Consider the following 13,318-nt stretch of genomic DNA (forward strand, 5'->3'; position numbering starts at 1 on the left):
GGCGACTACAGGAAGAACGGACTAGGTTGGAACAGGCGTTCGACGTCTGGGATATATTTCTTATCGACCAGGAACATCACCACGTGATCATCTTGTTCGATCACCGTGCGGTCATGGGCAATAAGCACTTCTTCACCGCGGACAACTGCACCAATGGTGGTGCCCGGAGGAAGTTTGATCTCACCAACGGCCTTGCCAACCACCTTGGAGGTGCTTGAGTCACCATGGGCAATCGCTTCGATAGCTTCGGCAGCCCCGCGGCGCAGCGAAGAGACGTTGACGATATCGGCTTTGCGGACATGGGTTAGCAAGGCTGAGATTGTCGCTTGCTGTGGCGAAATAGCAATATCAATGGTACCGCCCTGGACGAGGTCGACATAGGCCCCGCGCTGGATCAGTACCATGACTTTCTTGGCGCCCATCCGCTTGGCCAGCATGGCCGACATAATGTTGGCTTCATCATCGTTGGTGACGGCAATGAACACGTCGATTTGTTCGATGTGCTCTTCGCTCAATAGTTCCTGATCGGAGGCATCGCCACAGAAGACAATGGTGTTCTCCAGCATCTCGGACAGGTTTTCGGCCCGCTCTGGATTACGTTCGATCAGTTTAACACTGTAGTTTTGTTCCAAACGACGGGCCAGGCCGGCACCGATATTACCACCACCGACAATCATCAGGCGTTTGTACGGCTTCTCTAGGCGCTGGAGTTCACTCATCACCGAGCGAATATGGTTGCTGGCGGCGACAAAGAAGACTTCGTCGTCGGCTTCGATAATTGTGGTGCCGCGTGGACGGATGGGACGGCCCTGGCGGAATATTGCGGCCACCCGGGTATCGACGTGCGGCATATGCTCACGCAGTGCTGATAAGGCGTTGCCGACGAGTGGACCTCCGTAATAGGCCTTGACGGCAACCAGGCCGACTTTGTCCTCGGCAAATCCCACCACCTGCAATGCTCCCGGGTATTCGATCAGGCGCTCGATATAGCCGGTTACCAGTTCTTCCGGAGCGATCAGGTGATCGACCGGTACAGCATCGGACTGGAACAGTTGGTCTTTTTCCTTGAGGTACTCCGGCGAGCGGATACGGGCCACCCGGTTCGGAGTGTTGAACAAGGTAAAGGCGATTTGGCAGGCGATCATGTTGGTTTCATCGGAGTTGGTTACCGAAACCAGCATGTCGGCATCTTGTGCCCCGGCTTCTCGCAGGGTACGGGGATGGCTGGCAAAGCCCTGTACGACACGCAGATCATATTTGTCTTGCAGCTCGCGCAGGCGCTCAGGGTCCTTATCGACGATAGTGATATCGTTGTTCTCGCCAACCAAGTTTTCGGCTAGGGTGCCGCCGACCTGTCCGGCGCCGAGAATGATAATTTTCATAGCATATGCCTGATTAATAGAATCGTTGTAGGTTACTACGCTTCGGGATAAGGGTCATGCAGAACTCTGCTCATTTAGAATAACTTAGTTTTCAGCGATAGAACGATTGGCCGCTGAATTACCTGTATAACATCCCGAAATGTGAACAAAAAACGGAACTTGAGGTCAAGTTCCGTTGTTGGTTAGTTAGCTCGCTTTGCGCATAACGGCGTAGTAAAAGCCGTCCATATCCTGTTCGCCAGGCAATATCTGGCGGCCAGGTTGTTGGCGGTCGCTACCGATCAGCTCGGCATCCGTGGTGCGCTCAAGGAATGCTTTTACCTGTTCGCTGTTTTCCTGCGGAGTAATCGAGCAGGTGGCATATACCAAGGTACCGCCCGGCTTGAGCTGCTGCCACATCGCATCAACGATTTCCGACTGGAGCTGGGCCAGTGCAGCAATGTCATCGGCGCGGCGTAGCCACTTGATGTCTGGGTGGCGTCGGATTACACCGGTGGCCGAACAAGGGGCATCCAGCAAGATGCGGTCGAACAGCTCGCCCTGCCACCATTTATCCGGGTAGCGGGCATCGGCACACAATACTTGAGCGGTTAGGTTCAGGCGTTGAAGGTTGTCATGCACTCGCTTTAGACGGTTGTCATCACAATCGATAGCAACCACTTGGGTATCTGGCTGGCGCTCCATGATGTGGGCGGTCTTACCGCCTGGAGCCGCGCAGCAATCAAGGATCAGTTCACCCGCTTGCGGCTGGAGGTACTCAACAGATAGCTGGGCGGCCGCATCTTGCACCGACACCCAACCATCGGCAAAGCCCGGCAGTTTGCTCACATCGCACGGTGCGTGGAGTTTAAGGGCGTCCGGCGCTTCGGTGTGAATATCCGTCTCGATACCGGCTTCATCAAGCAATGCACGGTAGGCATCGCGGCTGTGGTGCTGGCGGTTGACCCGCAGCCACATCGGTGCTTTGGTGTTGTTGGCCGTGGTGATGCTGTCGATCTGCTCAGGGTAACTTGCCTTAAGAAGCTTAAGCAACCAGCCTGGGTGGCCGTAACGGCCGGCATCATGGCTGATGGCTTGTTGGTCAAGGCTCTCTTGTTGGCGTTGGTAGTTTCGCAAAATGGCATTGATCAGGCCACGTAGCTGTGGTTTTTTCAGGTTCTTGGTGGCATTGACCGTTTCAGCAACCGCCGCATGGGCTGGGATGCGCATGTAACCCAGTTGGTAGAGGCCAACAAGAATAAGGTGGTGGAAGACGCGCTGTTTGCCCTTGAGTGGTTTGTCCATCAGCTGTTGGGTAACCGATTCAAGGCGTGGAAGCCAGCGCAGTACGCCGTAGCACATCTCTTGGAGCAGTGCGTGGTCGCGCTCTTTGATATCTTGTTGGGCAGCCGGCAGTGCGGTAGAAAGAGACTGGCCCTGATCAACCACTTGATAGATAACCTTGGCTGCTGCAGCTCTTACATTCATGCAGATTTCCTGGTGTATTGACCTGACCCCTGTCGCTTGTGGCGGTGGAGGCAGGTTGAAAAAAGTAAGGCCAGTGCAAGCACTGGCCCTTGGAAGGTTACAGTACCGTGCCGGGTTCGAACCATTCGCGGCGCGAGTTCAGCAGATCTTGTGCCTTCATCGCTTTTTTGCCTGGCGGCTGGAGCTCGGTCAGGCGCAGTGCCCCTTGTCCGGTTGCCACTAAAATCCCGTGCTTGTCCGCAACGAGAATCGTGCCCGGTGCCTGGCCTTGGCTATCGGCTTCGACACTGGCATGCCAGACCTTTATGTTCTGCTCTGCAACGGTGAAGTAGCTCATCGGCCATGGGTTGAAGGCGCGGATGCAGCGTTCGATGTGGGCGGCATCATCCGCCCAGTTGATGCAGGCTTCTGCTTTGCTCAGTTTCTTGGCGTAGTTGGCAAGCGTATCATTTTGTTTCTCCGCCACGGCTTTACCATCGGCAATATCAGCTAGGCAATCAACCAAAGCGACAGGGCCAAGCTCAGCAAGCTTCTCGTACATCGAGGCGCTGGTATCGGTTTGCTCGATCGGCAACGTGGCTATTTTCAGCATGTCACCAGTATCTAGGCCAATATCCATCTGCATGATGGTTACGCCTGTTTCCGCATCGCCCGCCCAGATCGAGCGCTGGATTGGGGCTGCACCACGCCAGCGTGGCAGGATAGAGCCATGGACATTGATACAACCCAGCTTCGGGGTATCCAGTACCGCTTGTGGCAACAACAAGCCATAAGCCACTACCACCATGATATCGGCATCGAGAGCTGCCAATTCTTGCTTGGCTTCGTCTGATTTGAAGTTCTCCGGCTGGTAGACCGGGATCTCGTGCTCAAGGGCAATATGCTTTACTGGGCTAGCTGTTAGCTTTTTTCCCCGTCCTGCAGGGCGGTCCGGCTGGGTGTAAACCGCAATGATATCGTGCTCCGAAGACAATAACGCCGCCAAGTGACGGGCGGCGAAATCCGGAGTACCTGCAAAAACTATTTTCAAAGGTTTGCTCAAGGTAGCGTCCTTAAAATCAGGTGGGCGAATTAAGCGTTATTCGCGTGTTTTTCGTTGTAGCGTTTGATCTTAGTCAGCTTGTCTTGAATACGCTTGCGCTTCAGTGGCGACAGGTAATCGACAAACAGTTTACCTTCTAGGTGGTCAAGCTCGTGCTGGACACAGATAGCTAATAGGTCGTCGGCGTCAAACGTGAACTCTTCGCCGTCACGGTTTAGGGCTTTTACTGTGACTTCAGCGGCTCGTGGCACTAGCGCACGGGCACCGGGAACTGACAGGCAGCCTTCTTCGATGCCGTCTTCACCGCGCTTTTCGATGATTTCTGGATTGATCAGTACCAGTGGCTCATTGCGCTCTTCCGACAGGTCGATCACCACGATACGCTGGTGGAAATCCACCTGAGTGGCTGCCAGACCGATCCCTTCCTCGTCGTACATGGTTTCCAGCATGTCATCGACAAGTTTCTGGATTTCAGGCGTTACGGTTTCGACTGGTTTAGCGACGGTGCGCAGGCGCTCGTCAGGGAATGTTAATACTTGCAATACAGACATAGACACTCTTTTTAAAAGGCAGTACTGATAACTGGGATCGTTTAATTGTTCTAATTCTAGTCATTTTACAGGGCAAATCATAGTACCCCGTTGCATGGATCTTATGTGCCTGCTGTTTACTACCGTTTGGTAAATTGCAATCGCGAGGCTGGAAAAAGTGAAGCCTGCCGAAAACTATGGGCGGGTTGACACAGTGTTCTGGACACTGCACAAGGTCAATGACAGCCTGATCATTTAAGCCATAGTGGTGTGGGGGGAATGATGAAGCAGTGGAAAAAGGTGCCTTGGAGGGTTATGTGGTTGTTTGTCGCGAGTATGGGGGTTGGCGTACACGCTCAATCTGCTGCACTTAGCGTGAAGGAAGGGGCGCCTGCTGTCTATACCGTCAAGAAGGGAGATACCCTTTGGGATATCTCAGCGTACTATCTCGCCAGTCCCTGGCGTTGGCCTGAATTGTGGCAGAGCAACCGTCATACGGTGGCTGATCCCCACTGGATTTACCCCGGCGATCAACTCCACCTGCATTTTGTTGACGGTCAGCCTCGTTTGCTACGTAAACCGCTGCGCTATTTATCACCCAAGATCAAAGTGACCCCTAAACCGGTGACCACCTTGCCTGCTGAGTTACTCTTGCCGTATCTCGCCGAGGATAAGTTGCTGGTGGAGAAGGAGCGAAAGAACCTGCCTCATGTGATTGGTGACAGTCTTGCACAGGGGTATATCGCTAGAGGGGAAACGGTCTGGGTCGACATGCCATTGGTTGTCGACGAACAATGGGGGGTTTACCGACCCGCACCTCCGCTGGAGCGCAAGTTGGCATCAGGAGAAATCTACAGAATATCGAGCTTGAAAGAGGTTGCTCGTGGTGAAGTGGTGAGTGTCACAAATACGACCAGCGCCGTGGTGCTGACCGATGCCTACCGGGAAGTTAAACCTAATGATGTGCTGCTCCCTGCCCCGTTGCCTAAACATGAAGGGGCGATGAGCTTCTCTCCCTCCCCTTCCCTTGCAGCAACCGAGGCCGAGGTGGTAGCAAGTATTGGGGGAATGGCGTATATCGCGACCCATGAGGTCGTTGTGCTCAATCAGGGTCACCTTGATGGTCTGGAAGTTGGCCATGTACTTAGCGTCATTCGATCTGGGGCGGGTTACACCGGCGACAAAGGCAACTATGAGTACAGTGAGCCTGATAGCCCGCAGCTATTGTCTTCGCCTTTCCCTTCTTCTGAATCCGGCCGTTTGCAAGACATCCTGATCGGTGAGGTGATAGTGATCCGTCCTTATGAGTATTTCAGTCTTGCGGTGGTGACTCGTGCAACCGAGCCTTTCAGGGTCGGGTCGCGTGTCGTGTCACCCCTGAGAGGTTAAGCCGGTACGATGTCATCGCTTAGTGATTGGCTTGCCTTGGCCTCGGCTCCGCAGCTGGGCGGCTTTCGTATTAGCCGCCTGTTGGAGTGTACCTCGCCCGCTGAACTGTGTGCGATGTCCGAACGGGATCGCATCCAGCTTGGCCTGAGCGAGCGTCAATGCCAGCACTTGGCATTTCCACCCCAGCAGCGTATTGACCGCTGTCTCGCTTGGCACCAGCAGCCCAACCAGCAGATCATCACCCTCGACTCCCTGCTTTATCCAGCTTTGCTTCGGGAAATCCCGTCTCCCCCTCCTTTATTGTTTGTCCGAGGTGAGGCGCATTGGCTGCACGAACCACAGTTGGCGATTGTCGGTAGTCGGGCAGCCAGTATTGATGGTTTGGAGGCCGCCGGAGAGTTTGCCGCTGCCATGGTGGCGGCGGACTATGTCGTGACCAGCGGCTTAGCGTTGGGAATCGATGGCAGGGCCCATTACGGTGCGCTGAAAAATGGCGGTGCCACTGTGGCGGTATTAGGTTCTGGCCTTGACCGTATTTATCCTGCCAAACACCGAGAACTGGCCGCCACGATTGCCGATCAAGGTGCACTGGTCTCCGAGTTCTGGCCCGATGAATCACCGCGTCCCCAGCATTTTCCTCGGCGTAACCGAGTGATCAGTGGATTGTCGGTCGGCGTATTAGTGGTAGAGGCAGAGGAAAAAAGCGGATCCTTGATCACTGCCCGTTATGCACTTGAGCAAGGTCGTGATGTTTTTGCGGTGCCCGGCTCGATCCACAGCCCGATGAGCCGAGGGTGCCATGCGTTGATAAAAAACAGTGCTAAATTAGTAGAAACGCCGGTCGATATCTTTGAGGATGTCGGTGTACTGACAGAGTGCGCAAAAAGTAGCCAGTCAGTTCATTGTGTCCCACAACCTCAAAATGATAAATTGCCATTTCCAGCGCTGTTGGCTAACGTAGGCAATGAGGCAACACCCGTAGATGTAGTTGCTGAACGTAGTAGACTACCCGTTCATGAAGTCATGATGCAGTTACTTGAATTGGAATTGCAAGGAATGGTCGCTGCTGTACCAGGTGGCTATGTCAGAACGAGGAGGGGCTAGTTATGATGGATATCCTAATGTACCTGTTTGAAACCTATATCCACAGTGATGCGGAGCTCATGGTTGATCAGGATGAACTTTCCGAAGAGTTGCTTCGTGCTGGTTTCCACCAGGAAGATATTTACAAGGCGCTGGAGTGGCTTGAAAAGCTCGCGGCCCTGCAAGAAACAGAAGAAACCCCTTATATGAACACCAGTTCTGTGACGGCTATGCGTATTTATACGGCGCAAGAAATGTCACGGCTGGATACTACTTGCCGGGGATTTTTAACCTACTTAGAGCAAATTCATGTGTTGGGCGCTGATACCCGGGAAATGGTTATTGACCGGATTATGGCATTGGAAACCTCAGACTTTAACCTTGATGATTTGAAGTGGATCATTTTGATGGTCCTATTCAATGCGCCGGGTAATGAAAGCGCCTACAGCCAGATGGAAGAATTGCTGTATGGTATGGAAGATGGCTACATACACTAAGCCCGTGTAGGTGGGGTGTTACTGAAGATGATTGAGTCGTATGTCTGGAAAAATTAACGCCCAGCTGTTTAGTGCCCATGAGCACGCGCTAGAGCATGAAAACCTGTGCCCGGAATGTGGGTCACCACTGGCCATGCGCAATGGTAAGCGCGGACCTTTTTTAGGCTGCACCAGTTACCCCGCATGTGAATATATTAAGTCTCTGGCCCATAATGATGGTCATATCGTCAAGCATTTGGGCCAGCCTTGTCCCGACTGTGGCGAAGAGCTGTTATTGCGTCAAGGACGTTATGGTATGTTTATTGGCTGTAGCGGTTATCCACAATGCCATCATATCGAATCACCAGAAAAAAAAGCCGAATCGACCCAAGTGCCCTGTCCACAGTGCCAGAAGGGAAATCTCATCGAGAGGAAGTCACGCTACGGCAAGGTGTTTTGTGCCTGTGATCAATACCCGGACTGTCGCTTTGCAGTCAATGCCAAACCGGTGAAAGGTCAGTGTCAAACGTGTGGTTTTGGTCTGTTGATTGAGAAGAAATTGGTCAGAGGTATCAAGCTGCAATGTGCTGATCGGCGCTGTCATTCATATCAGGAGTAGGCGCCGTTAGGCCTAGCGCTAGCCACAAACTGAGAATACAAAAACAAAGCCAGCACATGATGCTGGCTTTGTTTTATCTGGCACCTAGCTAGTGGGTTAAGGCTGGAAACGCGACTGGGTCGAGGTGAGCAGCGATAGTCGTTAGTGATGCAGTCAGCTTCTCTTGGGTATCAGCGCAGACGTTGATGTGTCCCATCTTACGGCCTGGGCGCTTTTCTTTACCATACCAGTGAATATGACACTGGGGATGGCTCAATAACGCACTTGGCAAGCGGTTTTCACCAAGGATATTGATCATTGCCGTCGGGCGCAGCAGCGCAGTACTGCCCAAGGGTAAACCGGTCACTGCACGTAAATGGTTTTCGAACTGGCAGGTCTCGGCACCTTGTTGGGTCCAGTGACCCGAGTTGTGTACTCGTGGTGCTATTTCGTTGACCAGTAGCTTGCCACCGACATCAAAGAACTCGATGGCCAATACTCCAACATAATCCATTGACTCAGCCAGCGAGCGGAACATCGTTTCGGCTTGGCTTTGCAGCGCTTCGTTACCGGTCATCGAAACTGATAGGCTCAGTACACCGTCGGTGTGGGTGTTTTCTGCCAGTGGATATACCGATATTTCACCGCTTTTACCGCGGGCACCAACCAAGGAAACCTCACGGTCAAACGGGACAAACTCTTCGGCAACGATCGCTTGGTTGTCTGTTTGTGCCATGCACTCAGCCATCTCAGGCCAAATTTTATCGGCATCTTCACGGTGTTTCAGGCGCCACTGGCCCTTGCCATCATAACCACCCAAGGCACTCTTCAGTACCATCGGCAGACCAACGGTGTCCATCGCGGTATCTAAATCTTCTCGGCTGTTGATCAGTTGGTATGTGGCGTTGGCCACCCCGGCACTATCGAGCAAGGCTTTTTCAAGGCGACGATCACCGCCAGCCTTGATGGCGTCAGTGGTCGGCAGGAATTTACCGCTTTGCTCGCAGATATCCAACACTTCGTGAGGGATATGTTCGAACTCTGCGGTGATCACATCGGAATACGTAATAGCCGTATTGAGTCCTTTCAGCATAACCTGTTGGGTCAGGGGGTGCACGACGTTGCCAGTACCGACATCATAAGCAAAGACTTCGATGTTCAGTGGTGCGCCAGCCAGTGACATCATTCGGGCAAGCTGCCCGGCACCGAGTACCAGTACTTTCATTATGCTTCCTCGGCCGGGTTCGGGTTGGCCAGAATGGTATCGGTTTGCTCTTTGCGGAATGCATCGATAGCGGCCATGACCGTGCTGTCTTGGGTTCCGATGATTTGAGCTGCTAGTAGGCCGGCATTAGCGGCTCCGGCATCACCGATAGCCAAAGTGCCGACCGCAACGCCTTTTGGCATCTGTACAATCGACAGCAGGGAGTCCATCCCTTTCAGGGCACGGGACTGAACCGGTACCCCAAGGACTGGTAGACTGGTAAAGGCAGCAGTCATTCCTGGCAAGTGGGCTGCGCCACCAGCACCGGCAATGATCACCTTGATACCACGTTGCTGTGCTTGCTCTGCGTACTCAGACAATAAGTGCGGAGTACGGTGGGCTGAAACGACCTTGGTTTCATAAGCAATGTTGAAGCGGTCCAGCATTTCAGCAGCATGCTGCATGGTCGGCCAATCTGACTTTGAGCCCATGATGATCCCAACTTTCATCCCGATCTCCTTTGGGGTAACTAAACGGTGAGGTATTAATGCGTGTGCCGCGCATTATACGAGTATTTTTTGTGAAGGAAAACGTTTGCGTCAGGTAAATTGCAACAATGATTAACGAGCATGGAGTTGTTAGTAAGGAGTCGGTAAGATAGGTAAACAGAACGTTACAACTGACGCCAGTCATTTCAAAGAGGTACCTGTGGAGAACCTTAGCCAAGTGGTTGCTGCCCTACGGCAGCAGGATGTTATTGCATACCCAACCGAAGCTGTCTTTGGTGTGGGCTGCGATCCTGATAGTGAAACAGCCGTCAACAAGCTGTTGGCGCTCAAGCAGCGCCCGATTGAAAAAGGTCTGATCCTCATTGCTGCCAATTACGAACAACTGGCACCCTATATCGATGACAGTGCATTGAGCGAAGAGCAGAAAGCCCGAATTTTTGCCTCCTGGCCAGGGCCGGTAACCTGGGTCATGCCAACCAAACCGGGTGTGCCGCGTTTTTTGACCGGGCAGTTCGATACAATTGCGGTGCGAGTAACCGATCATCCTCAGGTACAACAGCTCTGCCTTGCCTTTGGTAAGCCTTTGACATCGACCAGCGCCAACCTCACTGGTCAAGAGCCCGGGCGTACGGTTGCCGATGTTGAAGCTCAGTTAGGCAATCAGTTATCAGCGATTTTGCAGGGGGAAACCGCAGGGCGAAACAACCCTTCTGAAATCCGTGATGCCATCACCGGCAATATTTTCCGCCAAGGATAGGATTGAGATTATGCAGCAAGTGAATAAAGAAGCCGTCAAAGCCTTTTTGCTGAATCTGCAAGACAGGATCTGTAATGCCGTTGCCGAGCAGGACGGGCAAGCGGGCTTCGAGCAAGATGAGTGGCAGCGTGAACTAGGCGGCGGGGGGCGTAGCCGGGTTTTACGAGAAGGCCAACTCTTTGAGCAGGCTGGTGTTAACTTTTCTCATGTGTTCGGTACCAGAATGCCAGCATCTGCTACGGCGCACCGACCTGAACTTGCTGGACGCAGCTTTGAGGCTATGGGAGTATCGCTGGTGATCCACCCTCGTAACCCGTATGTGCCGACCTCTCATGCCAATGTACGGTTCTTCATTGCTGAGAAGGAAGGGGAAGATCCGGTCTGGTGGTTTGGTGGCGGATTTGATTTGACACCGTTCTATCCGTTTGAAGAAGATTGCCAGCATTGGCATGATACCGCCAAAGCGCTTTGCCAGCCTTTCGGCGAGTCGGTATATGATGAGCACAAAGCCTGGTGTGACAAATACTTCTTCTTGCCCCACCGTAACGAGACCCGTGGTGTGGGTGGTTTATTTTTCGATGACCTCAATGCTTGGGGCTTTGAAAAGAGCTTTGCTTATATGCAGGCCGTAGGTAATGGTTACCTAGATGCATATTTACCGATTGTTGAGAAGCGCTCCCCTGCCCCCTATGGCGAACGTGAACGTCAGTTCCAATTGTATCGCCGTGGCCGCTATGTTGAATTTAACCTGGTATATGACCGTGGCACCTTGTTCGGTCTGCAAAGCGGGGGACGTACCGAATCGATCCTGATGTCTATGCCTCCTCTCGCTCGCTGGGAGTATAGCTACACCCCAGAGCCGGGTTCAAAGGAAGCTGATCTTTATGACAACTACCTTCAGCCGCGGAGTTGGTAAGGTGTCTGAAAGGAATTGAGTCATTGAATTGGCAATGATAGGGTCAGTAGAAATACTGGCCCTTTTTATTGGTTTGAAAACACGGAATCCCGGCTGATGGATAAGTATGTTGTTTTTGGCAACCCGATTGCCCAGAGTAAATCCCCTTTTATTCACACTCTTTTTGCCCGCCAAACTGGGCAGGACATGCGCTATGAAGCGCAGCTTGCACCCATAGATGGATTTAAAGAGGCTGCAGATACGTTTTTTACTGCTGGTGGTCGTGGTTGTAATATCACGATGCCATTTAAAGAAGATGCGTTTGCCTATGCCGATCAACTGACCGAGCGAGCTCGCTTGGCTGGGGCTGTGAACACCCTAAAAAAGCTCGATGACGGCATTATTCTCGGTGACAATACCGATGGTGAAGGCCTAGTGCAGGATTTGATTCAGCACAGTACCTTATTGAAAGGACAAAGAGTCCTGCTGATCGGTGCGGGCGGTGCAGCTCGTGGAGTGGTGTTGCCACTACTGGCACAAGGTGTCGGCTCACTGACTATTGCTAATCGGACAGTGGAAAAAGCCAGGGCGCTTGTCGAATTGTTCTCTTCCCATGGTCCAGTGGAGGCGTCGGCCTTGTCTGAACTAGAGGGTAATGAATTTGACGTGATTATTAATTCGACTTCAGCGAGCCTTAGCGGTGAGTTACCCGGGATCCCTACTAGTTTGATCCGCCCTGAAGTGACCTGCTACGACATGGTCTACAGTGCCGAGCCGACGACATTTAATGTCTGGGCCAAAGAGCATGGTGCTAGAGTAGCGCTGGATGGTCTGGGCATGTTGGTCGGTCAAGCCGCAGAGAGTTTTATGCTGTGGCGTGGCATTCGGCCTGGGGCTAAACAGGTGCAAAATGAATTGCGCCGTACACTTCAAAAGTAAAGAATATTATGAATCAAGATATTTTGTTTGCTGACATGCAAGCGTGGGACAGTGAGCGCCAAGCCGTGACGTTTCCCGCACAACAAGGTGGTGCACTGATACATTGCTGGGTTAGCTTAGCCTGGCTTGAAAAAGAGTATGGGCAAGCACTTGCTGATGAAGCTGCTGTTCTTGCTGTGTTTGCCCAATACCGTTTCGATCTGGAAGATATCGCTGAAAACTTGATTGAAGATGAAGAGTTTAACGCCGATGGTGATATCGATATCGCCTAACCCTACTCTTCTGCGAGATATTCGTTTTTCAGCCTGACGTAGTTGTCTGCCGAGGCTGGCAGAAAAGCGCGCTCTTTATCGGTTAAAGGGCGCACTTGCTTTACTGGGCTACCTATATAGAGAAAGCCGCTTTTTAGTACTTTGCCTGGTGGTACTAAACTACCAGCGCCAATCATCACATCATCCTCGATAATCGCACCATCTAGAATAATAGCGCCCATACCGACTAAAACACGATGGCCGATTTGACAGCCGTGTAGCATGGCTTTATGGCCAATTGTCACCTCATCTCCAATGAGTAAGGGGTGACCTTGTGGTTTTTCGCTGCTGGTTCGTGATACATGCAGGACAGTACCATCTTGAACATTGGTCTTTGATCCTATCTTTATATGATTCACATCCCCACGGGCCGCAACCAAAGGCCAGATGCTGGCATCCTCTCCGAGAGCGATGTCACCGACAAGAACTGCTGACGGATCGACATAGGCGGTGGGAGCGATAGTGGGATAAGTGTTTTTATAGGAGCGAAGAGGTGAAATCATAAAAAAGAGCCTTAAAAAATTAAGTTTATAACGTCAGACTAGCCTTGGTGTGGTGTAAATAATATCGAAAAACACCGCCTTTGTTTGATTACTGCACAGTTAAGCTCAAAAGATGAATTTATTTTGAATTTGGCCTTGCTAACGTGATCGAACTCTCTATAATGCGACCTCACTGACACGGAGCACGGCAACTTAAGCCGCTAACCAATCAGTATTGTTCTTTAACAATTTGA

The 13,318-nt window shown here is 52.1% G+C and carries 15 protein-coding genes; 8 read left to right on the top strand and 7 right to left on the bottom strand.

Going from position 1 to position 13,318, the window contains the following annotated elements; translation table 11 throughout:
• Positions 1 to 5: 5 nt before the first annotated feature.
• The 4 genes from trkA to def form a co-directional block, all read right to left on the bottom strand.
• Positions 6 to 1,382: a Trk system potassium transporter TrkA gene (gene trkA / locus NHN17_RS12255; protein ID WP_255042843.1), complete on the bottom strand. Its 1,377-nt coding sequence runs from the start codon at positions 1,380 to 1,382 to the stop codon at positions 6 to 8.
• Positions 1,383 to 1,568: 186 nt separating this feature from the next.
• A complete protein-coding gene (rsmB, locus tag NHN17_RS12260) occupies positions 1,569 to 2,849 on the bottom strand; it encodes a 16S rRNA (cytosine(967)-C(5))-methyltransferase RsmB (RefSeq protein WP_255042844.1) in 1,281 nt (426 codons plus the stop codon).
• A gap of 97 nt (positions 2,850 to 2,946) precedes the next feature.
• Positions 2,947 to 3,891 carry a methionyl-tRNA formyltransferase gene (gene fmt / locus NHN17_RS12265; protein WP_255042845.1) on the bottom strand — a complete coding sequence of 315 codons (945 nt, stop codon included), beginning with the start codon at positions 3,889 to 3,891 and terminating at the stop codon, positions 2,947 to 2,949.
• A 29-nt stretch (positions 3,892 to 3,920) separates the two neighbouring features.
• Complete coding sequence (gene def, locus NHN17_RS12270; protein WP_255042846.1) at positions 3,921 to 4,442, bottom strand: peptide deformylase; 522 nt, start codon at positions 4,440 to 4,442, stop codon at positions 3,921 to 3,923.
• Between the two features lie 258 nt (positions 4,443 to 4,700).
• Here def and NHN17_RS12275 point away from each other — a divergent pair, with 258 nt between their 5' ends.
• From NHN17_RS12275 to NHN17_RS12290, 4 genes are read left to right on the top strand one after another with little or no spacing between them, the layout of a single operon-like run.
• Positions 4,701 to 5,810, top strand: coding sequence for a LysM peptidoglycan-binding domain-containing protein (locus tag NHN17_RS12275; RefSeq protein WP_255042847.1), 1,110 nt, complete (start codon positions 4,701 to 4,703; stop codon positions 5,808 to 5,810).
• Positions 5,811 to 5,819: 9 nt separating this feature from the next.
• Positions 5,820 to 6,914: a DNA-processing protein DprA gene (gene dprA / locus NHN17_RS12280; RefSeq protein ID WP_255042848.1), complete on the top strand. Its 1,095-nt coding sequence runs from the start codon at positions 5,820 to 5,822 to the stop codon at positions 6,912 to 6,914.
• 2 nt (positions 6,915 to 6,916) lie between these two features.
• Positions 6,917 to 7,390, top strand: a complete 474-nt coding sequence (locus NHN17_RS12285; RefSeq protein WP_107351489.1) for a DUF494 family protein — start codon at positions 6,917 to 6,919, stop codon at positions 7,388 to 7,390.
• 40 nt (positions 7,391 to 7,430) lie between these two features.
• Positions 7,431 to 7,988 carry a DNA topoisomerase family protein gene (locus NHN17_RS12290; protein ID WP_255042849.1) on the top strand — a complete coding sequence of 186 codons (558 nt, stop codon included), beginning with the start codon at positions 7,431 to 7,433 and terminating at the stop codon, positions 7,986 to 7,988.
• An 88-nt stretch (positions 7,989 to 8,076) separates the two neighbouring features.
• Here NHN17_RS12290 and NHN17_RS12295 read toward each other — a convergent pair whose 3' ends face one another.
• Complete coding sequence (locus NHN17_RS12295; RefSeq protein ID WP_255042850.1) at positions 8,077 to 9,192, bottom strand: 5-(carboxyamino)imidazole ribonucleotide synthase; 1,116 nt, start codon at positions 9,190 to 9,192, stop codon at positions 8,077 to 8,079.
• A complete protein-coding gene (gene purE, locus NHN17_RS12300) occupies positions 9,192 to 9,680 on the bottom strand; it encodes a 5-(carboxyamino)imidazole ribonucleotide mutase (RefSeq protein ID WP_255042851.1) in 489 nt (162 codons plus the stop codon). Before purE ends, NHN17_RS12295 begins: the two co-directional genes overlap by 1 nt.
• A gap of 199 nt (positions 9,681 to 9,879) precedes the next feature.
• Here purE and tsaC point away from each other — a divergent pair, with 199 nt between their 5' ends.
• From tsaC to NHN17_RS12320, 4 genes are all read left to right on the top strand, one after another.
• Positions 9,880 to 10,437, top strand: coding sequence for an L-threonylcarbamoyladenylate synthase type 1 TsaC (gene tsaC, locus NHN17_RS12305; RefSeq protein ID WP_255042852.1), 558 nt, complete (start codon positions 9,880 to 9,882; stop codon positions 10,435 to 10,437).
• Between the two features lie 10 nt (positions 10,438 to 10,447).
• Complete coding sequence (gene hemF, locus NHN17_RS12310) at positions 10,448 to 11,353, top strand: oxygen-dependent coproporphyrinogen oxidase (RefSeq protein WP_255042853.1); 906 nt, start codon at positions 10,448 to 10,450, stop codon at positions 11,351 to 11,353.
• Between the two features lie 96 nt (positions 11,354 to 11,449).
• On the top strand, positions 11,450 to 12,271 hold the full coding sequence (gene aroE / locus NHN17_RS12315; protein WP_255042854.1) for a shikimate dehydrogenase: 822 nt from the start codon (positions 11,450 to 11,452) through the stop codon (positions 12,269 to 12,271).
• Between the two features lie 8 nt (positions 12,272 to 12,279).
• Complete coding sequence (locus tag NHN17_RS12320; protein ID WP_255042855.1) at positions 12,280 to 12,543, top strand: DUF1488 family protein; 264 nt, start codon at positions 12,280 to 12,282, stop codon at positions 12,541 to 12,543.
• Between the two features lie 2 nt (positions 12,544 to 12,545).
• Here the strand turns inward: NHN17_RS12320 and NHN17_RS12325 are convergent, their stop codons facing one another.
• Positions 12,546 to 13,085 (bottom strand): gamma carbonic anhydrase family protein, encoded by a 540-nt coding sequence (locus NHN17_RS12325; protein WP_255042856.1) that lies wholly within the window; start codon positions 13,083 to 13,085, stop codon positions 12,546 to 12,548.
• Between the last annotated feature and the right edge of the window lie 233 nt (positions 13,086 to 13,318).

Origin of the sequence: Photobacterium pectinilyticum (genome assembly GCF_024357955.1) — a bacterium.
Classification (GTDB): Bacteria; Pseudomonadota; Gammaproteobacteria; order Enterobacterales; family Vibrionaceae; genus Photobacterium; species Photobacterium pectinilyticum.